At 62.7% G+C, this 23,982-nt stretch carries 22 protein-coding genes and 1 pseudogene; 10 read left to right on the forward strand and 13 right to left on the reverse strand.

The genetic code is table 11. The annotated features are described in order from the left end of the window. Nucleotides 1-127: 127 nt before the first annotated feature. The 3 genes from uxuA to ACX82Z_RS02190 are packed head-to-tail and all read left to right on the forward strand — an operon-like array spanning nucleotide 128 to nucleotide 3,737. Entirely contained in the window at nucleotides 128-1,345 is a 1,218-nt protein-coding gene (gene uxuA / locus ACX82Z_RS02180; protein WP_459591218.1) for a mannonate dehydratase, read from the forward strand. Further along, entirely contained in the window at nucleotides 1,342-2,808 is a 1,467-nt protein-coding gene (locus tag ACX82Z_RS02185) for a mannitol dehydrogenase family protein (RefSeq protein ID WP_459586514.1), read from the forward strand. Before uxuA ends, ACX82Z_RS02185 begins: the two co-directional genes overlap by 4 nt. Then, a complete protein-coding gene (locus ACX82Z_RS02190; protein WP_459586515.1) occupies nucleotides 2,805-3,737 on the forward strand; it encodes a sugar kinase in 933 nt (310 codons plus the stop codon). The genes ACX82Z_RS02185 and ACX82Z_RS02190 overlap by 4 nt, the downstream gene beginning before the upstream one ends. A 4-nt stretch (nucleotides 3,738-3,741) precedes the next feature. Here the strand turns inward: ACX82Z_RS02190 and chpT are convergent, their stop codons facing one another. Beyond that, entirely contained in the window at nucleotides 3,742-4,371 is a 630-nt protein-coding gene (gene chpT, locus ACX82Z_RS02195; RefSeq protein WP_459586516.1) for a histidine phosphotransferase ChpT, read from the reverse strand. Nucleotides 4,372-4,654: 283 nt separating this feature from the next. Between chpT and ACX82Z_RS02200 the strand changes: the two genes are divergently transcribed. Both ACX82Z_RS02200 and ACX82Z_RS02205 read left to right on the forward strand, forming a co-directional pair. Continuing rightward, a complete protein-coding gene (locus ACX82Z_RS02200; RefSeq protein WP_459911581.1) occupies nucleotides 4,655-5,170 on the forward strand; it encodes a DUF1134 domain-containing protein in 516 nt (171 codons plus the stop codon). A gap of 43 nt (nucleotides 5,171-5,213) precedes the next feature. Then, the gene (locus ACX82Z_RS02205; RefSeq protein ID WP_459586517.1) at nucleotides 5,214-6,299 is read left to right on the forward strand and encodes a hypothetical protein; all 1,086 of its coding nucleotides are present in this window, start codon (nucleotides 5,214-5,216) and stop codon (nucleotides 6,297-6,299) included. On the opposite strand, the gene ACX82Z_RS02210 is transcribed toward ACX82Z_RS02205, so the two are convergent. The 10 genes from ACX82Z_RS02210 to ACX82Z_RS02255 all read right to left on the reverse strand — a co-directional run bounded on the left by ACX82Z_RS02210 (nucleotide 6,255) and on the right by ACX82Z_RS02255 (nucleotide 15,207). Then, entirely contained in the window at nucleotides 6,255-7,061 is an 807-nt protein-coding gene (locus ACX82Z_RS02210; protein WP_459586518.1) for a TrmH family RNA methyltransferase, read from the reverse strand. The two genes, ACX82Z_RS02205 and ACX82Z_RS02210, sit on opposite strands and share 45 nt — an antisense overlap. 49 nt (nucleotides 7,062-7,110) lie before the next feature. Beyond that, nucleotides 7,111-7,452, reverse strand: a complete 342-nt coding sequence (locus ACX82Z_RS02215) for an ArsR/SmtB family transcription factor (RefSeq protein WP_459586519.1) — start codon at nucleotides 7,450-7,452, stop codon at nucleotides 7,111-7,113. A 110-nt stretch (nucleotides 7,453-7,562) separates the two neighbouring features. Next, nucleotides 7,563-8,333: a HugZ family pyridoxamine 5'-phosphate oxidase gene (locus ACX82Z_RS02220; RefSeq protein WP_459586520.1), complete on the reverse strand. Its 771-nt coding sequence runs from the start codon at nucleotides 8,331-8,333 to the stop codon at nucleotides 7,563-7,565. Nucleotides 8,334-8,367: 34 nt separating this feature from the next. Then, complete coding sequence (locus ACX82Z_RS02225) at nucleotides 8,368-9,522, reverse strand: CaiB/BaiF CoA transferase family protein (RefSeq protein WP_459586521.1); 1,155 nt, start codon at nucleotides 9,520-9,522, stop codon at nucleotides 8,368-8,370. Nucleotides 9,523-9,534: 12 nt separating this feature from the next. Beyond that, complete coding sequence (locus ACX82Z_RS02230; protein WP_459586522.1) at nucleotides 9,535-10,296, reverse strand: 3-hydroxyacyl-CoA dehydrogenase; 762 nt, start codon at nucleotides 10,294-10,296, stop codon at nucleotides 9,535-9,537. 108 nt (nucleotides 10,297-10,404) lie between these two features. Beyond that, entirely contained in the window at nucleotides 10,405-11,193 is a 789-nt protein-coding gene (locus ACX82Z_RS02235; RefSeq protein ID WP_459586523.1) for a molybdopterin-binding protein, read from the reverse strand. Further along, entirely contained in the window at nucleotides 11,193-12,035 is an 843-nt protein-coding gene (locus ACX82Z_RS02240; protein WP_459586524.1) for a cytochrome b/b6 domain-containing protein, read from the reverse strand. Before ACX82Z_RS02240 ends, ACX82Z_RS02235 begins: the two co-directional genes overlap by 1 nt. Nucleotides 12,036-12,146: 111 nt before the next feature. Further along, entirely contained in the window at nucleotides 12,147-13,337 is a 1,191-nt protein-coding gene (gene choV, locus ACX82Z_RS02245) for a choline ABC transporter ATP-binding protein (RefSeq protein WP_459586525.1), read from the reverse strand. Continuing rightward, nucleotides 13,334-14,188 (reverse strand): choline ABC transporter permease subunit, encoded by an 855-nt coding sequence (gene choW / locus ACX82Z_RS02250; RefSeq protein WP_459586526.1) that lies wholly within the window; start codon nucleotides 14,186-14,188, stop codon nucleotides 13,334-13,336. The genes choV and choW overlap by 4 nt, the downstream gene beginning before the upstream one ends. 74 nt (nucleotides 14,189-14,262) lie before the next feature. Then, a complete protein-coding gene (locus ACX82Z_RS02255) occupies nucleotides 14,263-15,207 on the reverse strand; it encodes a choline ABC transporter substrate-binding protein (protein ID WP_459586527.1) in 945 nt (314 codons plus the stop codon). A gap of 191 nt (nucleotides 15,208-15,398) precedes the next feature. Here ACX82Z_RS02255 and ACX82Z_RS02260 point away from each other — a divergent pair, with 191 nt between their 5' ends. Next, complete coding sequence (locus ACX82Z_RS02260) at nucleotides 15,399-16,016, forward strand: thymidine kinase (protein ID WP_459586528.1); 618 nt, start codon at nucleotides 15,399-15,401, stop codon at nucleotides 16,014-16,016. Between the two features lie 187 nt (nucleotides 16,017-16,203). After that, entirely contained in the window at nucleotides 16,204-17,883 is a 1,680-nt protein-coding gene (locus ACX82Z_RS02265; RefSeq protein WP_459586529.1) for a formate--tetrahydrofolate ligase, read from the forward strand. 2 nt (nucleotides 17,884-17,885) lie between these two features. On the opposite strand, the pseudogene ACX82Z_RS02270 reads toward ACX82Z_RS02265, so the two are convergent. Beyond that, a pseudogene (locus ACX82Z_RS02270) lies at nucleotides 17,886-18,530 on the reverse strand (glutathione S-transferase family protein). Between the two features lie 142 nt (nucleotides 18,531-18,672). Between ACX82Z_RS02270 and ACX82Z_RS02275 the strand changes: the two are divergent. Next, nucleotides 18,673-19,971 (forward strand): DUF2254 domain-containing protein, encoded by a 1,299-nt coding sequence (locus tag ACX82Z_RS02275; protein ID WP_459586530.1) that lies wholly within the window; start codon nucleotides 18,673-18,675, stop codon nucleotides 19,969-19,971. Here the strand turns inward: ACX82Z_RS02275 and ACX82Z_RS02280 are convergent. After that, complete coding sequence (locus tag ACX82Z_RS02280) at nucleotides 19,923-20,837, reverse strand: DUF3829 domain-containing protein (protein ID WP_459586531.1); 915 nt, start codon at nucleotides 20,835-20,837, stop codon at nucleotides 19,923-19,925. The genes ACX82Z_RS02275 and ACX82Z_RS02280 overlap by 49 nt on opposite strands. A gap of 116 nt (nucleotides 20,838-20,953) precedes the next feature. On the opposite strand from ACX82Z_RS02280, the gene ACX82Z_RS02285 reads away from it, so the two are divergent. Beyond that, entirely contained in the window at nucleotides 20,954-21,619 is a 666-nt protein-coding gene (locus tag ACX82Z_RS02285) for a phosphatase PAP2 family protein (protein WP_459586532.1), read from the forward strand. 171 nt (nucleotides 21,620-21,790) lie between these two features. Next, complete coding sequence (locus tag ACX82Z_RS02290; protein WP_459586533.1) at nucleotides 21,791-23,980, forward strand: anthranilate synthase; 2,190 nt, start codon at nucleotides 21,791-21,793, stop codon at nucleotides 23,978-23,980. Nucleotides 23,981-23,982: the final 2 nt, after the last annotated feature.

The raw sequence follows: 23,982 nt of genomic DNA on the forward strand, positions 1-23,982 counted from the left end.
CTCAAGCAAATTTCCTCCCTGCCTCATCAATGAACCATACTACCATACTAGTCAACATCGACAGCGGATGCTATTTCGGATGGAAGGTGGACGCATTCGTTCCGCCGTCGACCATGGAGGAGGAATGATGCGGCAGACCTGGCGCTGGTTCGGGCCGAGCGATCGCGTTTCGATCGACGATATGATGCAGGCAGGGGTCGAGGGCGTCGTATCCGCGCTTCACCACATGCCGACCGGCGCCGTGTGGACGCCTGAGGAAATTGAGCAGCGCAAGGCGCAGATCGCCGTGATGCGGGACGGATCGCCTTCCGGGCTGGCATGGGAAGTCGTCGAAAGCCTGCCGGTTTCGGAAGATATCAAGCGCCAGACCGGCGACTGGCGAACTCATGTCGATAATTGGCGCACCTCGCTGCGGCACCTCAAGGCAGCCGGGATCGAAGTCATCTGCTACAATTTCATGCCGGTTCTCGACTGGACGCGAACCGATCTCGCATGGCGCTTGCCCAACGGGGCGACGTGCATGCGCTTCGATCTCATCGATTTCGCGGCGTTCGACATCCACCTTCTGGAGCGTCCCGGCGCGCAGGAAGACTACCCGGACGTGGTCAGGCAGGATGCGGATCGCCGCTTCGCCGAAATGCCGGATGCGCGCCGCGCCGCGCTCATCGACAATGTCGTCTGCGGCCTGCCGGGTGCGGCCGAAAGCTTCACCCTTACCGACATCAGGGAGCATCTGGATCGATATCGCGAGATCGACGAGGACCGGCTGCGCACGCATCTGACGGATTTCCTCGCCGAAGTCATCCCGATGGCCGAGGAACTTGGCATGCGGCTTTGCTGCCACCCCGACGATCCGCCATTCGCGCTTCTTGGTCTGCCGCGCATCATGTCGACGGAGGCGCAATATCGCACCGTGCTCGACGCGGTGGACAGACCCGCAAACGGCGTGACGCTTTGCTCCGGCTCGCTCGGCGCACGTCCCGACAACGATTTGCCCGGCATGATGGAGCGGCTGGGCGACCGGGTCCATTTCCTTCATCTGCGCAATGTCGCGCGCCAGAGCGAGGATATCGTCGGCAGCTTCTACGAGGCCGAGCATTTGGGCGGCGGCACCGACATGGTCGCGCTTCTTGCTGCCGCGATGCGTGAGGAAGCGAAGCGCCGCGCGGCGGGTCGCGCGGATGCGTCGATCCCCTTCCGGCCCGACCATGGGCAGGAAATTCTCGACGACCACCAGCGCAAGGCGCAGCCGGGCTATCCGGCGATCGGGCGGTTGAAGGGGCTGGCGGAACTGCGCGGCATCATCGCGACACTTGGCCATGAACGCGAAGGCATCCGGCCATGACCCGGCGTTTGAGCGCGATTGGCGATGTGAAGGGCAGCGCGCAATTGCCCGAATATGATCCATCGGCGCATGGCGTCGGCATCGTTCATATCGGCGTCGGCGCGTTTCATCGGGCGCATCAGGCGGCGATGACGGATGCGGCGCTTGGCGCAGAGGGCGGCGACTGGCGCATTCGCGGTATCAGCTTGCGCAGCACAGCTATTGCGGAGGCCCTCAACCCCCAAAACGGCCTTTACACGCTGATCGAGCGTGGCGCGGAAGGGACGAAAGCGCGGGTCATCGCGGCGATCGCCGATGTGATCGCCGGCGACCCCGCCGCAACGCTGAAGGCGCTGTGCGATCCGGCAATCAGGATCGTGACGCTGACGGTCACCGAAAAGGGCTATGGCATCGATCGCGCAAGTGGTGGGCCGGACTGGAGCCACCCTGCCGTCGCGGACGACCGGAAAACACCCGACGCGCCATCAGGTGTGCTCGGGCTGCTGGCGGCCGCACTCGGCGCGCGGCGCGCAGCTGGGACCGCGCCCTTCACGGTGCTTTGCTGCGACAATCTTCCTGAGAACGGAAAGCTTCTGAAGGCCGGCGTCGTCGGCTTCGCGCAGGAGATCGATCCCGCGCTTGCCGATCATATCGCCGCAGAAGTCGCGTTTCCGTCCTCCATGGTCGATCGCATCACGCCCGCCGCCGGCGATGCCACCTTCACTGATGCAAAGGCGGCGACGAATTGCACCGATCTGGCGGCGGTCGAAACCGAGCCGTTCAGCCAGTGGGTGATCGAAGACGAATTCCCGCAAGGCCGGCCCGCATGGGAGGCCGGCGGCGCGATTTTCGTCGGCGATGTCGCGCCCTACGAGCACATGAAACTGACCATGCTCAACGGGTCGCATTCCATGCTCGCATATACCGGGTTCCTTTCCGGACGCGCCTATGTGCGCGACGTGATGGCAGACGCGGACCTTGCCGTCCTCGTGCGCCGACATTTGCATGCGGCGGCTTCCGTCCTGCCGCAACTCCCCGGCTTCGACCTGTCGGCCTATGCCGACGCGCTCGAAGCGCGGTTTCGCAATCCGGCGATCGCGCATGCGACATTTCAGATCGCCATGGACGGCACCGAAAAGCTGCCGCAGCGCATCTTTGTACCGGCCAAAACCGCTCTTGGAACCAGCAAGCCGGTTCGCCCTTTCGCCTTCGCAACTGCGGCCTGGATGCGCTACGCTCTCGGCATGACCGACAACGGCGATGCCTATGAACTGCGCGATCCGCGCGAAGACGAAATCAAGAAGAGCCTTGCGGGAACGTCGAGGGATGCGGCGCGCATTTCGGCGGCGCTTCACGGCTTGCCGCATTTCATCCCGGATGAACTGACGCGCTCCGACGAATGGCGGGCAGCGATCGAGGATGCGCTCGGCGTCATGCTTCGTGAGGGCATGCACGCGGCGATCGCAAGGGAAGCGCGGGCGTGACCGCAAAGCTGTTCCTGTCGATCGGCGAGCCGATGGTGGAACTCGGCCGCTCCGAGACCGCCGATTTGTGGCGGATGGGCTTTGCCGGCGATGTCCTCAACACGCTGTGGTATGCGCGCGCCTGCCTGCCGCGCGACGGCTGGCGAACCGCGCTCTTGACGCGTCTCGGCAGCGATTCCTTTTCGGCGCGCATGCTCGAATTTCTGACCGCGAACGGGTTCGAGACGGATTTCGTCTCCATCGATGACAAACGAAGCGTCGGGCTTTACGCGATCGATCTTTCACCCGACGGCGAGCGGCGCTTTTCCTACTGGCGGTCGCAGTCGGCAGCGCGTGGTCTTGCCGACGATGCGGAAATGCTCGGCGATGCCGCGCAGCAGGCCGACCTCGTCTATTATTCGGGGATCAGCCTGGCGATCCTACCGCCCACTGGGCGTGCAAACCTTATCGAGACGGCACGAACCGCTCGCGAGCGCGGGCAAATGGTCGTGTTCGATCCCAACATCCGGCCCGCGCTTTGGGAAGATGCGCAAACGATGCGCGACTGGATGCAAAAGGCGATGGCCACCGCCGCCATCGCGCTTCCAAGCTTCGATGACGAGGCGACGGTCTGGGGCGATACAACGGTCGAGGCTTGTGCCGAACGCTGGCAGAAGGCAGGCGCCGGCGAAGTCGTCGTCAAGAATGGCGGCGGCGATATCGTGGTGGCGTCGGCGTCGGGCGCCGCGACGAAGATCGAGGTGCAGCGCATCCGGCCGGTCGATACGACCGGCGCGGGAGACGCATTCAACGCCGGCTATCTGGTCTCGCGCCTTGCCGGCCGCGATCTGCGCGATGCTGTCCTCAGCGGGCATAATCTCGCAGCGCAGGTGATCGGCCAGCGCGGCGCTTTGTTGCCGATGGCCGATATCGCTATGGCGCGGGACTGACCGCCTAGCTTGCGGTCAGCACGATCTCTTCGGCATTGGCGTGGATGGTGATTTCCATGCCCGCCTCGCGCGCCAGAAGCAGCGTGTAATAGGGTTGCACGGAATGCGCGTCGATCGCGTCCTCGGGCTTGCGTCCCGAATGCATCTCGAGGAACTTCGCCGGCACGCGCACCATCGGCCCGTTGGCGGTGATGGTGATCTTCGGCTTGTCCTCGAGGCTTTCCAGGTTCACGGCCAGCTTGCCGCCGCGCGGAATCGCGCCGTTGGCGACCAGAAGCAGATTGAGGATCAGTTTTACCGCGTTTTTCGGCAAAAGCGCGCGGTCGCCCTTCCATTCGAGTTCCGGCTTCTCGTTCTTGAAGAAAGCCTGCGCGACGCTCTCGGCGTCTCCGGTATCGATCTGCATGCCGGCCGAGCCAGCCGCGCCGAAGGCGATGCGGGCGAACTGCAACCTTGCGGATGCGTTGCGCGCGCTTGTGCGGATGAGTTGCATGGCATCTTCGTCAGCGCCTCCCTCGTCGAGGAGTTCGAGACCGTTATTGATCGCGCCGACCGGCGAGATGACGTCGTGACAGACGCGGCTGCACAAAAGTGCGGCCAGATCGGTCGCGGTCAGCGAAAAAAATTCGGACATGCCTCGGGTCCCCGTTTTATTTGGCATTTCGGCGCGAATCGCGCGCCGTTCAGGTGAATTCGTCGTGGCACAGGCCGCAAGGCGCTTCAAGAATCGCGCCATCGGGCAAAGCCTTACCTTTCATTAAGCCTGCCGGGTTACCGTTCCTTAAACGTAAATGCGCCGTCGTGGTTCAAGAAAGCCGCACGGCCCGGTCTGTCCGCTCCGGAGGTTCGCCATGAAGTCGCACATGCCCGCAGCCCTATTTCAGCGCTTGTCCATTCTCATCGCCTGCATCGCCGCCATGATGGTGTTCGCAGCACCCGCCAAGGCAAATCAGCCCTATACCGCGCAGGAGATCGTCGATTCTGGACACCAGTTCTTCGGTTCGACCTCGGGCGGCCTTGCCACCGTCGTCGAGCAGATTTTCCAGAGCTACGGCCTGCCCAACGGTTATATACTCGGTGAAGAAGCCGGCGGCGCCTTCATCGGGGGGCTGACCTATGGCGAGGGAACGCTGCATACCAAGAATGTCGGTGACCACCGCGTCTACTGGCAGGGTCCTTCGCTCGGGCTCGACGCCGGCGGGCAGGGATCGCGCTCGATGATCCTCGTCTACAATCTCGACAGCGTGCCAAGCCTCTATCAGCGTTATGGCGGTGTTGCCGGGTCGGCTTATGTCGTCGCCGGTCTCGGCTTCAACGTCCTGAAGAATGGCAATACCCTGCTCGTTCCCGTCCGCACGGGCGTCGGGGCGCGGCTTGGCGTCAATGTCGGTTATCTGAAGATGACGCCGCAGCCGACATGGAACCCGTTCTGATCCTGGCGGGCCACATCGCCGGAACACTGATGGAAATGCGTTTGTGATCCAGACCCTGCTGTTCTTCGGCCTCGGCTTTCTGACGGCCACCTTCATCGGGCTTCTCATTGCGCCGGCGCTTCGCCGGCGCACCGAACGTTTGACGACGCGCCGCATCGAAGCGCGTCTTCCCATGACGCGCGACGAGATCCAGGCCGACAAGGACCGCATCCGTGCGGAAGCTGCGATCAATCAGCGCAAAGTCGAAATCGAACTCAACGCGGCGCGCGCGCGTGTCGCGGAGCAACTCGTCGAGCTCGACCGCCATCGGCAGGGGCTTGTCGCGAAGGATGGCGATCTTTCCGGTCGCGATGGCCGCATCGCCGCGCTCGAAACCGAGATCGAGACGTTGAAGGCGAGCGTCACCGAGCGGGAGGAAAAGGTGGCGCAGTTGGAAGATCGGCTCGTTTCCGAACATGCCGATTCGTTTACCCGCAAAAGCGAGCTCGACCGCCTCAACGCGCTTTATGAGGATGCAAGTCTCACTGCGAGCAGCCGCCAGATCGAGGTTGCGCAGCGCGAGACCGACATCGACAGGCTGACGACCGACCTTGCCGCCCTGCGCAACCAGCGCAACGAGGGCGATCGCAAGCTGCGCGACCTGACCGCCGACAACAAGGCGTTGCGCGATGCCCTGAAAGCCGAAACGCGCAAGGCGGACGATGCCGGCAAGCGCATCGAAAAGCTCGTCGCCGATCTTTCCGACCGCGACGACAGGCTCGAGCGCCGCGAAAGCGAAATCGCCCGGCTCAAGGGAAAAGCTTCACCGGGTCCGGATGACGCGGGCGATGCGACCGACCGCATTTCCGCCGAGCGCGACCGCCTGGAAAAGAAGCTCGCGGCTCCCGTCGAGAACGACGCGCAGTTGCGCGAACAGTTGCAGGAACTTGCCGCCGAGATGGTTCATCTGACGGCGACTCTCGAAGGTCCGCAATCGCCGATCCTCAAAGCGATCGAATCCGCGCAAGCCGTCTCCGGCAAGGATGGGCCGATCAGCCTGGCCGAACGTATCCAGGCGCTCCGCGACGTGTCGGAACGCGCGCGCTCAAAGGGACCGGACGCGCCGGAGCCTGTGAAGGGCGACGGCTGAGGCCGCGGCCACGTTGAGGCTGTCGAAATCGGTTTCCATGTCGATGCGCACGCGGCGCATGCGCGCCATCAGCGTGTCCGGGAGGCCCGGTCCCTCCGCGCCGAGATAGATCGCCTGCGGTCCGCCCGGCGCGACATTCGCGATGTCGTCGGCATCGCGCGGTGTCATCGCCAGTTGCTCGAAACCGGCTTCATCAAGACTCATGTGGATCGCATCGGCACTGGCGAGCACCGCATAGGGCACCTTCAGCGACGCGCCGACCGAAACGCGTATCGCCTTGCGGTACAGCGGATCGCAACTCGCCGCATCGAGAAGCACGGCGTCTGCACCGAATGCGGCAGCGTTGCGGAAGATCGCGCCGACATTGTCGTGGTTCGAGATACCGACGAGGACGACGACCAGCGCATCGGCCGGCAAGGTGGCGAGAAGGCTTGAAACGTCTTCTTCAACGCGCTTGCGCCCGATCGCGAGGATTCCGCGATGGATGTGGAATCCCGCGATTGCGTCCATCGTCGCCTGATCGGCGACATAGACGGGCAAATCCGGCGGGGCACAGGCCAACGTTTCAGCCATGCCGCTCAGGCGCTTGTCGAGGATCAGGACGGATTCGGCTTCGAACCTGCGCGCCGAAAAGAGCACGTTCAAGACGACCTTACCCTCGGCCACGAAGCGTCCCTCGCGCCCCACGAGATCGCGTTCGCGCACGTTGCGATAGGCGGCGATGCGCGGATCTTCGGGGTCTGAAATCGGGATAGGCGTCACATGCGGCTTATTTCACGAGGCCGGCGGAAGCGTCAACAGACCCAGTCCGTCAGCTGGCGCGCCTGTTGTGGACTTCCGTCTCGTGACGACGCACGGGCGAATTTCCGAATATACGCTCCATCGTCTCGATCAGCATTTCGACGGATGCAGCGTCGGTCCGGTAGTAGATCGTCTGCCGGTCGCGGCGCGTTCGAACGAGGTTCATGGCGCGAAGTTTGGCCAGATGCTGCGAGAGTGCCGACTGGCTGAGCGACACCTTCTCGGCGATCGCGCCGACGGACAATTCGGTATCCTGCAGATGGCACATGATGGCGAAGCGCTTCTCATTGCCCAGGACGCCAAGCAGAGCGGCTGCCTTGCTCGCATTCCTGACCAGTTCATCGGAAGCCATGCCATCCCTCGGGTGAGTCGAAGAGAATTCTTGGCTAACAACGTCGCTCAAGCGCTCAAAGTTGCGCCGTGCTGGAAACATTTGATCCACAATCGCGTGAAGGCGGATAATCAGGCCGTCGCGGCTCGTGCTTCCTTCGCCATCGCGACGAGCGCCATCCGCATGTCGGCTGCCGACGAAAGCGCTTTTGGAAAGAAAATACGAGCCGTTCTATCGCCGGCTGCCAGATCGAACCCGTCGGGGTCGAGGCCCGTCATCGTCCAGTCGAGCGTCTCGGATATACCGGCAAAATGGCTCGCGTAGAGCGCGATCGCATCGAGATGATCCTCGTTCATATGCGCCACTGCTCCCGGTTCGGCCGCCTGAAGCTCCGCCGCGACGGTTGCGTCGCTCAAGAGTTCGTCGCGCGTGATGTGATAGGCGCGGCCGAAGCCGCCATTGAGGCTCGTCTCTACCGGCTCCAGCAGAAAATAGAAAAAATCGGCGAAGTCGGCATAGAGCTTCGCCTTTGGATGCCGACCGAGAAACCGCCGGGAAACGTTCACGTGGTCAGCATCATCACGACCGATCCGGTGCGCACGGCATTTAACGGTCATGCGCGGATGGGCGAGCGGATCGCCCTTGCCCGGCTCGCCGAAAAGAAGCGAGCAACGCTCGTCGCCTTCCAGCCCGCCCGTATGCGCCGAAAGCGATGAGACGAGGATGAGCGGGCGACCGAGAATGTCGGTCGCGACGGACACGCGGCTTGCCAGCGGCCAGCCGGTTCCGGGTTCGCAAACCGCAAGCGCGGCATGGCGTGCCGTGCGCAGCAATCTGCGGTCGAGGCGGATCGCCTCGGCATCCGTCGCGCGCAATACATCCTTGGGTTTGTCGTCCGTCATCGCATCCTCGAAAGAAGACTGTTGCAGTCAACTTTCAATCGCCGATCACGCCGGCGCTTTCAAGAGCCTCGATGGCGGTCGCGTCGAAGCCGAAGGAACTCAGTACGTCGCGGGCATGCGTCGTCACAGCGGCAGAAACCGTTCCGGGCGTTCGCGAAAAGCGCGGCGCGGGAGCGGGGCGGGTGAAGTCGCCATTGGTCCCGAACGTATCGCGGGCGCGATTGTGCGGATGGGTGGTCGCCTCCTTCAGCGACAGGACCGGAGCAACGCAGGCGTCCGTTCCCTCGAACAGCGCGGCCCATTCGTCGCGCGTCTTTTCTAAAAAGCGGGCGGTGATTTGCGTGCGCATATCGGGCCAGCAAGACACATCGTACTGGCGCTCGACGAAGCTTTCGTCGAGCGGGAGAAGCCGCGCGAATTCGGCAAAGAATTGCGGTTCGAGGCATCCCACTGCGACGTAACCACCGTCGCTCGTCTCATAGGTGTCGTAGAAGGGTGCGCCCGTGTCGAGCAGGTTCGAGCCGCGCCGATCCTTCCAGAAACCCGTCGCCATGAAGGAATGAAACGGTGCCGTTAGCATCGCGACACCGTCGATCATTGCGGCATCGACCACCTGACCCTTGCCGGAAATGCCGCGTTCAACCAGCGCTGCGAGAAGTCCCGTCAGGAGAAACATCGTGCCGCCGCCGAAATCGGCGACGAGGTTTAGCGGCGGGACGGGCTTGCCGTCCTTTTCGCCGATGGCATGCAGTGCGCCCGAATAAGCGAGATAGGTGATGTCATGGCCGGCGCGGTCGGCAAGCGGTCCGTCCTGTCCGAAGCCTGTCATACGGGCGAAGACGAGACGAGGATTGCGCGACATGCAGACATCGGGGCCAAGCCCCAGCCGTTCCATCACGCCGGGGCGAAACCCTTCGATCAGGACATCGGCCTTTTCGATCAGGTCGAGGACGAGCGCCGTCCCGCGCGCGTCCTTCAAATCGACCTTGACGATGTCACGCCCGTGCCGGTCGAGGTCGAATTGCGGCGGGACGTGGAGGAAGCCCTGCGCCTTGGCCTTGCGCTCGATGCGCAGAACGCGCGCGCCCATTTCGGCCAGCATCAGGCCTGCCAGCGGGACGGGGCCGAGCCCCGCCATCTCGACGATCGTCAGGCCGGCGAGCGGCCCTTCGCGCTTCTCCTCCCCCATCACGCGCCACCCTTATTTGGGAGCCATGCGGATCGCGCCGTCGAGGCGGATCGTCTCGCCGTTCAGCATTTCGTTTTCGACGATATGGACGGCGAGCGCGCCATATTCCGCCGGCTGGCCAAGGCGTGGCGGGAAAGGCACCTGCTGGCCGAGCGATTGTTGCGCGTCTTCCGGCAGGCCCGCCAGCATCGGCGTCATGAAGATGCCTGGTGCAATCGTGCAAACGCGTATGCCCGAGCGTGCGAGGTCGCGCGCGGCCGGCAAAGTCATGCCAACGACGCCACCCTTCGACGACGCATACGCGATCTGGCCGATCTGGCCGTCATAGGCGGCAACGGAAGCCGTGTTGACGATCACGCCGCGCTCGCCGCTTTCCAGCGGGTCGAGATGCTGCGCGCCGTCCGCCATCAGGCGGATCATGTTGAAGGTGCCGATGAGGTTGACTTCGATCACCTTGCGGTAGGCGTCGAGCGAATGCACGCCGTCCTTGCCTATAGTCTTCAGCGCGATCGCGATGCCGGCGCAATTGACGAGAATACGCGGCACGCCGAGCTTTTCGGTTACTTGCCTGAACGCCGCTTCACCGGCTTCGCCGCTCGACACGTCGCATTTGACCGCGATGCCGCCGATCTCGGCGGCGACCTTTTGCGCGCGCTCGATCCCGACGTCGAACAGCGCGATCTTCGCGCCCTTGGCGGCCAGCGCCCGCGCTGTCGCCTCGCCGAGACCCGAACCGCCGCCCGTGACGACTGCGACATGACCCGATGGATTCATGGAAATTCCCTCCCAAATGCACTGCGATTGCAAATTGGGCGGCATCTTAGCTGCGCGCGGAAAGGGCGCAAGCATCGAGGAGAGGCAAAACGGATATGCGATAGCGGATCAGATTCCGGCGTACCATTCGTAGCCGCGGTCCGGCCAATAGCCGCCTTGGCCACGACCGAAGCCGTCGAGGTCTGCGACCAGCTCGATGCCGCGAACATATTTCGCCATCTTGTAGCCGAGCTGGCGTTCGACCCGCACACGCAGCGGTGCACCGTTCTCGACCGGCAGCGCCATGTCGTTCATGCCCCATGCCAAAATGGTCTGCGGATGGCGTGCGTCAATCATGTCGATGGATTCGTAATATTTCACGTCGCCTGAAAGGCCGCGCTCGATCGTATCCATACAGTGAAAGACGACATAGCGCGCGTCCGAGCGAGCGCGCGCCTCGTCGAGAATGGCGTGAAGCGGAACGCCCGTCCATTTGGCGATGCAGGACCAACCTTCCACGCAGTCGTGCCGTGTGATCTGGGTGCGCGCGGGCATGGCGCGGATCGTCGGCAGATCGAGCGAAAGTGGCCGCTCGACGAGCCCGGACACTTCCAGCCGGAAATCGGTGAAGTCGTTTTCGGCGAGCGTCTTATAGTCCTGATCCTGCGGGCGAGTAACGCCGTTGGGGCGCATCGGCTGGCGAATGTCGGCTTCGGTGAATTCGGCGGCCAACGCGTCGGGCGACAGAAGCGTGCGCTGGGCGCGCAGCGTCAGTCCGTTCGCCTTCAGCATGAATTTCCGCATCGCGTTTTCGCGATTGCCGAGAAAATCGAACGCGTCGCAGCCCGAAAGGACGACGCCGGATGCGGCGAGCGCCGAGCCGGCCAGGAAATTTCGGCGAGTGATGAAGCGCGCCATTATCGCTTGTCCCTTTCGTCGGCGTCGACACGGCCCCAGCCGGTTATCATGGAGCGCAGTTCGTTGATCGGGCCAGCCGCGACCACCATGATGATGTGGACGATAAAGAAAAGTACCAGCAGCACCATGATCACGAAATGGAGCGTGCGGGCCGACTGCCGTCCGCCGAAGAGTTCGGGAAGCCACGGCACCACGGCATTCACTCCGGGCGACATCGCAAGGCCCGTCGCGATCATCAGGGGCAAGAAGACGAGGAGCACGACGGCATAGGAAAGTTTTTGCAGCGGATTGTAGCTGCGGCGATGGCGAAATTTCAGCCGCACATGCTCGGAAACGTCGCGCGGCAACCCTTTCAGATCGGCCGAACCCGGCACGATGTCCCGGCGCAAATGACCGTTGATCAAACTCGCGACGAGCCAGACGAGAAGCGTTCCGGCCAGTATCCAAGCGAAGAAGAAATGGACGACACGCCCGGTTGCAAGGTCCTGATAGGAAGGGATCGTGGCCCATGCGGGAAATGCGCGATTTTGCAGGCGGCCTTCCGGCCCCGACGCGCCGAGAACGCCGGTCGTCTCAAAGTTCTTGCCGAAAACGGTCGTCACGCCGACAAGCCCGCCATCTTCGCGCCGCGCGCCGATCCGCAGGACCGAATTGTCGAACTGGAAGCCGGACTGGTCGCCGATATAAAGCGCCGGATGCGCGTTGAAGATCTGAAGGCCGGACAAAAGCAGAAAGAACAGGCACAAAGCCCATACCCAATGCGTCGCCCGCGTCCAGATCGACTGGCGATGGACGAGCGGGCGCTCCGGCTCGGCAACCGGGGCCGGCTTTGCGATATCCATGTCGGCAGTTCGTGCCATGTCGATCCACTGCGCCTTTTGCGATCAGAGATACGAGACTAGCACGGCGGCGGTTTCACCGGCTGTGACGTTTCGGTGAGCGGGATCATCGCGCTAGCGCCGCACCACCGCCTTCAGCACGTCCCGAACGCCGATCGCGCCGACGAAACGCGACTGCTCGTCGAACAGAGCGACGGGCGCGGTCGCCGAGCGGTGCATGGCCGCCATCACGGTTTTCAGCGACGTTCCGGCCGACGCCCAGAATACGGTGGGCTTGTCCGCCGGCAGGTCTTCCATATTCTCGCACGAGACCCAGATCGCGGGCACGCCGTTGCGCTCGGCATCGACGACCAGCATGTTCTCGTCGAATTTGAAGCGCGTCGTGCGGCGACGGTCGAGCCACAGCCAGTTCTCACCCGCCTCTTCGAGGTCGCGCGCGTCGCGCATGATGTTCCACGCAGTCAGGACCGAAAGCGGGTTTACGTTGGAGATGAAGTCGCGCACATAGTCGTTGGCCGGGGCGAGCACGATCTCCTCCGGCGCGCCGGTCTGGACGATCCGCCCGCCCTCCATGATCGAGATCGTGTTGCCGATCTTCAGCGCTTCCTCAAGGTCGTGACTGACGAACAGGATCGTCTTCTTCAACTTGTCCTGAAGGTCGAGAAGTTCGTCCTGAAGCTTGGTGCGGATGAGCGGATCGAGGGCGGAGAACGGCTCGTCCATCAAGAGGATTGGCGCGTCGGTGGCGAAAGCGCGGGCCAGCCCGACGCGTTGCTGCATGCCCCCGGAAAGCTCGTGCGCGTATTTGCCCGCCCATTGCGACAGGCCGACGAGATCGAGCTGAGCGGTGACGCGTTCCTTGCGTTCGGCCGCCGGCACGCCGGCAAGTTCCAGTCCGAAGCCGACATTTTCCTCGACGGTGCGCCATGGCAAAAGCGCGAATTGCTGGAACACCATCGCGACGGACTGCCGGCGAATGCGGCGCAGTTCGGCTTGCGAACACGAGCCGACATCGACCTTGTTGCCGGCTCCGTCATCGACCAGAACCTGACCGCGCGTGACCTTGTTCAGCCGGTTGACGGCGCGCAGCAGCGTCGATTTCCCCGAGCCCGACAGGCCCATCAGAACCGAAATCTCGCCGGTCTTGACCGTGAGGCTCGCCTGACAGCAGCCGAGAACCGCGCCGGTCTTTTCGAGGATGTCGGCGCGCGTCGCGCCGGCGTCGATCATCGGCGTTGCCGCACGCTGCTCGGCAGGCGTGCCGAATACGATGTCGACATTTTGGAAATCGATGGCAGCGGTCATTTCGCTTTCTCCTGACCGATGCGGGCCATTCGGTCCAGGATGATGGCGAGAATGACTATGGCGAGGCCGGCTTCCAGCCCGAGCGGAATGTTGACCGTGTTGAGCGCACGCACGACCGGCCGTCCGAGCCCGTTCGCACCGATGAGGGCGGCGATGACTACCATCGACAGGGACAGCATGATGCACTGGGTCAGCCCCGCCATGATTGTCGGCAGGGCGGAGGGCAGTTCGACCTTCCAGAGCAATTGCCGCTTCGTCGCGCCGAAGGCCTCGCCCGCTTCCAGCATGGGCTTGGGGACCGATTTGATGCCGAGATAGGTGAGGCGGATCGGAGCGGGACAGGCGAAGATGATCGTCACGATCATGCCCGGCGCGATGCCGAGGCCGAAAAGAATCAGAACCGGAATGAGATAGACGAAGGTCGGCAGCGTCTGCATCAGATCGAGGACGGGTTGCAGCCACGCATAGACGCGGTCGTTATGCGCGGCCCAGATGCCGATGGGTACGCCGATCGCCATCGAGGCCGTCGCGGCCGAGACGACGAGAACCAGCGTCTGCACGGTCTCGGCCCAAAGCCCCTGATTGATGATGAAAAGGAAACCGGCGATCACGCCCAACGATAGTTTCCACGAGCGTTTCAGCGCGAAGGCGAGGGCGGCGATCGCAAGCACGACGACGACCGGCGGGAACCACATCAAAAGGTTTACGAGAGAATCCAGAAAGGTGCGCAAGCCATTGGAAATGGAATCGAAGAACCAGGCGAAGTTCGCGATCAGCCAGTCGAAGAGCGACTGGCCCCAGCGCCCGACCGGGATCTTCTCGCTCGCAATCCACTGCGATACCGGGTCCATTTCCTGTCGTCCTTTTCAAAAAGCAAGAGCGGCCGATTGAAGCCGGCCGCCCGTTATACGCGCAATCGCGTTGACTAGTTCTGAAGCGCGGCGGACACGGCTTCGGCCCCGTCCGACCCGTCGACGGTCGTCACGCCTTCCAGCCACGGGGTGACTTCCTCGGGATTGCGCTGAAGCCATGCGAGCGCAGCCGCGTTCGGGTCTTCGCCATCGTCGAGGATCGCGCCCATGATCTCGTTTTCCATGTCGAGCGAGAAGACGAGGTTGGTCAGGAAACGGCCGACATTCGGGCATTCCTCGGAATAGCCTGCGCGCGTGTTGGTGTGGACCGTCGCGCCGCCGTAATCCGCGCCGAACACATCGTCGCCGCCGTCGAGATATTCCATGTCGATGCGTGCGTTCATCGGGTGCGGTTCCCAGCCGAGGAAGACGACGTCCTGCTGCGAGCGCTCGGCGCGCGTGATTGCCGAGAGCATGCCGGCTTCCGAGCTTTCTACCAGTTCGAAGTTGGAAAGGCCGAACTGGTCGTTTTCGATCATGTCGAGGATCAGGCGGTTGCCGTCATTGCCCGGCTCGATGCCGTAGATCTGGCCGTTGAGATCGTCGCTGAACTCGGCGATCTTGTCGAAGCTCGTCAGGCCCTTGTCGTAGGTATATTTCGGGACGGCGAGCGTATATTTCGCGCCTTCCAGATTGGTCTTGACGTCCTCGACCGTGCCGGCGTCGAGATAGGGGCGGATGTCGGCCTCCATGGTCGGCATCCAGTTGCCGAGGAAGACGTCGATGTCGTTATTGGCGAGCGAGGTGTAGGTCACCGGCACCGACAGGACCTGCGTATCCGTCTGGTAGCCGAGCGCTTCGAGCACGACGGATGCCGTCGCGGTCGTTGCGGTGATGTCGGTCCAGCCGACATCGGAAAAGCGTACGGTCTGGCAGGAAGCGTCTTCCTGGGCCTGCGCGGCGCCCATGGTCAGCGCGGTCAGGGCAAAGGTTGTGAGAAATGCGCGGCGTGGCAGCATCGAAATCGTCTCCCGTTCGTATAGGCTGGAGCCGCTTTGGCGCGGCTTCATTGGTGGGCCAGAGCCAAACACCATTTGGAAGTTGATTCAAGAAGCTTGTCGAAAAGACTGAAATCCGGTCGGTTTCGATTTTCCGTGGATGGCGACACCTGCCTCTCCCGCAAGCCGCATCACCACCTTAAGAAAGGGTGATGGCCAAGCTCTATTTCCACTATTCGACGATGAACGCCGGCAAGTCGACGCTGCTGTTGCAGGCAGCCTACAATTACCGCGAGCGCGGCATGCGCGTGGCGCTCTTCACCGCCGCGCTCGACGATCGGGCAGGCGAAGGGCGCATCGCATCGCGCATCGGCCTTGGCGAGGAGGCCGAACTCTTCGCCGCCAAATCGGATCTCTTTGCTGCGGTGGAGGCCCTGACGTCCAAAGCGCCGCTTCACTGCATCTTCGTCGACGAGGCGCAGTTCCTGACGGAAGCGCAGGTCTGGCAACTCGCCCGAGTCGCCGACCGGCTTGGCGTCCCCGTTATGTGTTACGGCCTGCGCACTGACTTTCGCGGCGAACTCTTTCCCGGTTCAAAGGCACTTCTGGCGCTAGCCGACACGCTGCGCGAGGTGCGTACGATCTGCCGTTGCGGGCGCAAGGCGACGATGGTGGTGCGGCTCGGCGCGGACGGCAAGGTCCTGCACGAGGGCGCTCAGGTCGTCATCGGCGGCGAAGACAAATACGTCTCGCTATGCCGGCGACACTGGGAAGAAGAGATGGGACGTGTGCCGCCGGAGGATATGGTGGGGTTCGTAGCGGGGGAGTGAGGGAAGATAAATTGGGAGTAGGGAAGCAGGCAGCATGCTTTCTTTTCCCTCTTTCCCTCTTTCCCTCTTTCCCTGTTCCCTTCCTTCTGTCGCATTCCGCTCATTCGGCGGCTCGAATAAGACTGTGGGTCACGGCCGCGAACGGCATCAATTGCGCCAAGAGGAAAAATCCATCAGGGGGAGCATCATGGCCGAGTTCAAAACAGACATTGAGATCGCGCGTGCGGCGAAGAAAAAGCCGATCAAGGAGATCGGCGACAAGCTCGGCATCCCCTACGAGCACCTGCTGCCTTACGGCCACGACAAGGCGAAAATTTCGGCCGACTACATCAAGTCGGTGCAGGACAAGCCGAACGGCAAGCTGATCCTCGTCACGGCCATCAATCCGACGCCGGCCGGCGAAGGCAAGACGACGACGACCGTCGGTCTCGGCGACGGCCTGAATCGCATCGGCAAGAAGGCTGTCATCTGCATTCGCGAAGCCTCGCTCGGCCCCAATTTCGGCATGAAGGGCGGGGCCGCCGGCGGGGGTATGGCGCAGATCGTGCCGATGGAGGACATGAATCTCCACTTCACCGGCGATTTCCACGCCATCACCACCGCGCACAACCTCCTCTCGGCCCTGATCGACAATCACATCTACTGGGGCAACGAACTGGGCATCGACCAGCGCCGTGTCGTGTGGCGGCGCGTGATGGATATGAACGACCGGGCGCTGCGCCAGATCACCTGTTCGCTCGGCGGTGTCGCCAACGGTTTCCCGCGCGAAGCGGGCTTCGACATTACCGTCGCGTCGGAAGTCATGGCGATCCTTTGCCTTGCGACCGACCTGAAGGATCTCGAAAAGCGCCTCGGCGATATCATTGTGGCCTACCGTCGCGACAAGAGCCCGATCTATGCGCGCGACCTCAAGGCCGACGGTGCGATGGCGGTTTTGCTCAAGGACGCGATGCAGCCCAACCTCGTCCAGACGCTGGAGAACAATCCCGCTTTCGTCCATGGTGGTCCCTTCGCCAATATCGCGCATGGCTGCAATTCGGTCGTTGCGACGACAACGGCGCTGAAGCTTGGCGACTACGTCGTCACCGAAGCCGGGTTCGGGGCCGATCTCGGCGCGGAAAAGTTCTTCGACATCAAGTGCCGCAAGGCCGGCTTGAAGCCCGCTGCGGCCGTCATCGTCGCAACCGTGCGCGCCATGAAGATGAATGGCGGCGTGAAAAAGGACGATCTGGGCGCGGAGAATGTGGAGGCGGTGAAGAAGGGCTGCGCCAATCTCGGTCGCCATATCGAGAATGTGCGCCAGTTCGGCGTTCCCGCCATCGTCGCCATCAACCATTTCCACTCCGACACGGACGCGGAAATCCAGGCGCTGAAGGACTATGTCGCGTCGATGGGCGAGGAGGCGATCCTGTGCAGGCACTGGGCGCAGGGTTCGGCCGGCATCGAGGAACTGGCGCATAAGGTCGTGGCGCTCGCGGAAAGCGGCGCAGCGCAGTTCGCCCCGCTCTATCCCGATGACATGCCGCTGTTCGACAAGATGAATACGGTCGTCAAGCGCATCTATCGCGGCTTGGAGGCGATCGCCGACAAGTCGGTGCGCGACCAGTTGCATCAGTGGGAGCAGGCGGGCTACGGCAATCTGCCGGTCTGCATGGCAAAGACGCAATATTCCTTCTCGACCGATCCGAACTTGCGCGGCGCGCCGACCGACCATGTCGTGCCGGTGCGTGAGGTACGGCTGTCGGCCGGCGCGGGCTTCGTCGTGGCGATCTGCGGGGAGATCATGACCATGCCTGGCTTGCCGAAAACGCCGTCGTCGGAAAAGATCCTGCTCAATTCGCAAGGTCAGATCGAAGGGCTGTTCTAGGTTTACGAGGACGACGCCTGAAACGCCGCCAGTTGTGCGTCGAAGGCGCGCCTGAAAGCGGGCCGGGCTTCGCCGCGCGCAACTTAGGCGGCGAGGTTTCGGTGTTCGTCCAGCAATGACGATCCGCCCAGCCTGCGCAGCACCGTCACCATCATAAGGTCGCCGGCGCTGAAAGCGCCGTCGAGCCATTCGTCATCGCCAAGCCGTCGGGACAGATCTTCGAGGCGTTTGCGCACGCGATCGTCCAATAGTGGCTGGCGCGCGCCATACCAGTTCCTGTCGCGCTCGGCATAGGCGGCCTGTTCCCGTTCGACGATCGGTGGTTCGATCGAACTGAGCGCGGCGAATATCCATGCGATCGCCCTGGCCCTGGCGGTCCTCTCGTCCGGCAGCAGGCCTTCGTGATTTTGAGCGATGTGGAGAACGATCGCTCCGGATTCGAACAGCACAAGATCGCCGTCTTCATAGGTGGGTATCTGGCCGAAAGGCTGACGCGCCCGGTGCGGCGCTTCCTTCATCGCGTCGAACGAAACGAACCGGACGTTGTAGGGCTGGCCGGTCTCCTCCAGAGCCCAGCGAACGCCCATGTCTCTCGCCAGCCCCTTTCCGCCGTCCGGAGACCTTTCGAAGGCGGTTATGGTGATCATCGCAAATCTCCTGCCGGTGATTTATCAGGTCCACAGGACGAATTGACCGCGCGTTTTCCGACAACGCGCTTCTTCTTTCGTCCGCAACGTACGGGATACCCTATGCGTTGATGCAGAAATCGACCGGGGGCTACGGGACGGCATGACTTCGAAGACACTGTGGCGGCTGCGTCGCATTATCCGCCAATTGTGGTTTCGCGCCACTTTGATCTCGCTTCTGGCCGTCGCGGCCGCGTTGATCGCGTTCTTCGTCACGCCCTATTTGCCGCCTGATCTGTCGGCGCGGATAGGTGCGGAGGCGGCCGACAACATCCTGTCCATCATCGCCTCATCGATGCTTGCCGTCACTACGTTTTCCCTATCCACCATGATCACGGCCTATGGCGCGGCGACGAGCAACGTCACGCCGCGCGCGACCAAGCTCATCATGGAGGATTCGACGACGCAGAACGTGCTCGCCACCTTCGTCGGGTCGTTCCTCTACAGCCTCGTCGCCATCATCACGCTTTCCATGGGCGCCTATGGCGAACGCGGACGCGTGGTTCTCTTCGTCGTCACGATCTTCGTCGTGATCCTCATCGTCGTGACGCTTTTGCGCTGGATCGACTATCTCATGCGGCTTGGGCGCGTCGGGGAGACGACGCAGCGTGTCGAGAGCGCGGCGCTGCGCGCCATGAAGGACCGCCGGGACGAGCCTTTTCTTGGCGGGCGGCCGCTGCGCGGTCACAACGAAATTCCTGCCGACGGGCGGCAAATCATGGCGCCGACGATCGGCTATGTCGATCACATCGACGTCGCGTCGATCAACAAGGCCGCGAAAGAATGCGGTGGGGTCGTCTATCTGCTAGCGCTTCCCGGAACATTCGTGGACCCGGGACGCGCGCTTGCGATGGCAACGGGCGGTGACGAGGCGCTGGATGACGCCGTCGTCAACGCCTTCACCATCGGCAGCGAACGCAGTTTCGATCAGGACCCGCGCTTCGGCGTGATTGTTCTTTCCGAGATCGGTCAGCGCGCGCTTTCGCAGGCTATCAACGATCCCGGCACGGCCATCGACGTGATCGGCCGTTCCGTGCGCGTCCTGTCGATCTGGGGCGACGAGACGAAGAACGACGACCCGCGCTATCCCCATGTCCAAGTTCCGCCGATCTCGCTGGACGAAATCTTCGACGATTTCTTCCAACCCATCGCCCGGGACGGAGCCGGGCTGAGTGAGGTGCAGGTGCGTCTTCAAAAAGCGCTGGCTGCCCTTTCGCGGCTGCCCGATCCACGCTTCGCCAAAGCGGCGAAGCGGCATTCGAAGCTCGCGCTCGCCCGTGTGCGCCATGCCATGCAACTGGAAGAGGATATCGCTCCGGTCGAGGAGGCTGCGAAAAAGGTCCGCGGCGGTGATCAGGAAGGCAACGGGATCGAACTCGCCGAGCGGAGCGCCATATTGTAGTTCGCGATCACCGATTGCAGATAAACCTCGTTTTGATTGGCTTCGAAGTCGCGCCACGCGCCGAGCATGCGCGTGAAGGTGTCGGTCACGGAGCCATAAAGAATTCTCGCATGCTCCGGCCCGCCATACTCCTCGGCGTTTTCGCGCATCGCGGCGAGCACCGCATCGAGTTCGGGCGCAACGCGCGCGGCCTCGTCGAGGTCGCCCCGGCTGACTGCGGTCGCCAGAAGATCGCCCTTTTGCAAAGCCTCGACGAGGCTGGCTTCGGCTACATGACCCGCCTCTCGCAATCTAACGAGCCTTCGTTCGCCGCGCTCGCGCTGGACGACAAGGAGCGACTCGCCCAGTTCGTCCAAAGCCGCAAGGCTCTCGGCATAGGCAGCTTTTACGGCCGCATCGGCCGCCTTGCCCTTGGCGACGTCATCCTGGCGATAGGCGCGGCCTGAATAATAGGGCTCCAGCTCCTGCCAAAGAGACACGAGTTCCTCCATAGGCGGGGTCAGCCTGTCGATTGCGGCGTCGATCTCGGCGGTCGGCTCCTCGCTCTCCATCGCCTTGGCTTCCTGAAGGCTGCGCAAACCGCTGGCGTAATATGACATGTTCGATCCGGGATCGAGCGTGCTCAACGCCGTCGCTTCTGGAATGTTGTAGAGATTGTAGTTTTCGGACGATTTGGCGAGGCCGCTCTGATCGCCGATCAGCATGTTGTAACCGCTGATATACAGATTGAATTTTTGGTCGAACGTTGCCTCCGGCTGCGCCGTTTCGGCCGTCTGGGCTTGGCTTTCGCTATCGCTCGAGCGGCCGTCGCATGCAGACAGTGCGGCTGTGACGGCGAGTGCCAGAAAAACAGTGCGGATCATCATCTTGGGTCCCCGGAATGCGAATAATCTAGCGCTGCGACGATCTTGCGCAATGTCCATTCTTTCGCGTTGCTGTCATCGCCCTATATCGACGGCAATCGACATGAGGGTGACGTGGAATGCGCGAGAACGACGGATTGCGACAAAAGGCGCTTACATGTGGCATCGCGTGTGGTTTTGCAGCTTTTCTGGCAATCGTCGCGCTCAAATATGCCGGTGCGCTCGAAGGCGTCGATGCCGCGATCTTGACGGCTCTGCGTACGGACGATCCGGGCGTGGCCATCGGTCCGGGCTGGTTCGAACAGGCGGTCGTGCAGTTTACCGCGCTGGGCGGCTACACGGTGATGGGCGTTATGGCATTCGTCATGGCGGGCGGTCTCGCGATAGCGGGACAAGGGCGCCTCGCGCCGGTATTGCCAGTTGCATTCGTGTCGGCCATCGGCATTGAAAATCTGCTCAAGATTGCGTTCGCCCGCCCTCGTCCCGACATCGTCGGCCATCTCATCGAAACCCATACGATGAGCTTTCCGAGCGGCCACGCGATGGTCGGGGCGGTCGTGTGGCTGACGCTCGGCGCGCTGGTCGCGCATGTGTCGCCGCGCGTCGCGCTCAGGCGATATGCAATCGCGGTAGCCGTCGCGATGACGTTCCTCATCGGCGCGAGCCGGCTTTATCTCGGCGTCCATTGGCCGAGCGACGTTCTGGCCGGCTGGTCGCTCGGTATCGCGTGGACTGCGCTCGTCCTTTTGGTTTTTCGCTTGCGGGAGCCGCGCGCCGTGCTATGAGTTTTCCCATGAAAACGCTCCTGCTCGCAAAGCTGTGGTGGTGGGTCCGCTAAAAGCGGCCTTGCGACGCATGCGCGTTTCGAAATCTTGGCCGCAACGGAATATTCCGGGCGGCCTTCGTCCTTTTGGACCCTGCCGCTCCGGAACCTGAACGAAGAGGGGAAGGACATCATGAGTACCGAACATCTCGATAATGGCGCAGAGCGCTACACGACCGAAGGTGGCGTGACGATCACGCGCACGCGGCACGAGACGCCCTATGTCGGCGCGATCGAAACCTATGTCGACGCGCTGAATTCGCGCCGCGGCTGTGTCTTTTCCTCCAATTACGAATATCCCGGCCGCTACACGCGCTGGGACACGGCTATCGTCGATCCGCCTTTGGTCGTCTCCGCAAAAGGTCGCGACATGCGCATCGAGGCGCTCAATGCGCGCGGAGAAAAGCTGCTGGACGGCATCGCACCCGTGGTCGAGGCATTGCCGGAGGTTGCCGCTTTCGTTCGTACGCCCGCGCTGGTCACGCTGACGGTCGCGGAGCCGACGCGTATCTTCACCGAGGAAGAGCGTTCGCGCGCACCGACCGTCTTTACGGTGCTGCGCGCCGTCGTCGCGCTCTTCAAGTCCCCGGAAGACCCCAATCTCGGCCTTTACGGCGCATTCGGCTACGATCTTGCCTTTCAGTTCGATCCGGTCGAACTGAAGCTCGAGAGGCCGGAAAGCCAGCGCGATGTCGTGCTTTACCTTCCCGACGAGATTTTGGTCGTCGATCACCATCAGGCGAAAGCCTGGCATGACCGCTACGATTTTGCCGGGGCAAACTTTTCCACCGAAGGCCTGCCGCGCGGTGGGCAGGAAACGCCTTTCGTTCAAGGCTCGACGCAGCCGCCGCGTGCCGACCACGAGCCGGGCGAGTACGCAAAACTCGTCGGCAAGGCCAAGGAAAGCTTCCGGCGCGGCGATCTCTTCGAGGTCGTTCCGGGACAGATGTTCTTCGAGCGTTGCGTCTCCAAGCCGTCGGAGATTTCGCGCAAGCTGAAGTCGATCAACCCGTCGCCCTATTCCTTCTTCATCAATCTGGGCGAAAACGAATATCTGATCGGCGCGTCGCCGGAGATGTTCGTGCGCGTTTCCGGCCGCCGGGTCGAGACCTGCCCGATCTCGGGCACCATCCGGCGCGGCGAGGACGCGATCGCGGATTCGGAGCAGATATTGAAGCTCCTGAACTCCAAGAAAGACGAATCCGAACTCACCATGTGCTCGGACGTCGACCGCAACGACAAGAGCCGGGTTTGCGAGCCGGGCTCGGTGCGCGTCATCGGCCGCCGCCAGATCGAGATGTATTCGCGCCTGATCCACACGGTCGACCATATCGAGGGCCGGCTGCGCGAAGGCATGGATGCGTTCGACGCCTTCCTGTCCCACGCATGGGCGGTGACCGTGACGGGCGCGCCGAAATTGTGGGCCATGCGCTTCATCGAGAACCACGAAAAAAGCCCGCGCGCCTGGTATGGCGGCGCGATCGGCATGGTGCATTTCAACGGCGACATGAACACCGGCCTGACGCTGCGCACCATTCGCATCAAGGACGGTACCGCTGAAGTGCGCGCCGGCGCGACGCTTCTGTTCGATTCCGATCCCGCTGAGGAAGAGGCGGAGACCGAGCTCAAGGCATCCGCCATGCTTGCGGCGATCCGCGAAGCCTCGGTCGGCAATGCCGCGAAAACCGTGCGCGACAGCGCGAAGGTCGGCGAGGGGGTGTCGATCCTGCTCGTCGATCACGAGGACAGCTTCGTTCACACGCTGGCGAATTATTTCCGCCAGACCGGCGCGTCCGTTTCCACCGTGCGCAGTCCCGTCGCGGAGGAGGTCTTCGACAATGTCGATCCCGATCTCGTCGTCCTGTCGCCCGGCCCCGGCATGCCGTCCGATTTCGATTGCAAGGCCACGATTTCAAAAGCGCGGGCGCGTGACCTTCCCGTCTTCGGTGTGTGTCTCGGACTTCAGGCGCTGACCGAAGCCTATGGCGGCGAGTTGCGCCAGCTTCACGAGCCGATGCACGGCAAGCCCTCGCGCATCCGCGTGACGAAGCCGGGCGTCGTCTTTTCCGGCCTGCCGAAGGAAGTGACAGTCGGACGCTACCATTCGATCTTCGCCGATCCGGTGCGCCTTCCCGATGAATTCCTCGTCACGGCGGAAACCGAGGACGGCGTTATCATGGGGATAGAACATCGCTCGCAGCCCGTTGCGGCCGTGCAATTTCATCCCGAATCGATCATGACGCTCGGCCAGGATGCGGGCATGCGGATGATCGAGAACGTCGTCGCGCATTTGCCGCGAAAAGCCAAAGTGAAGGCAGCCTGAAA

This window comes from Aliihoeflea sp. PC F10.4 (genome assembly GCF_054612275.1).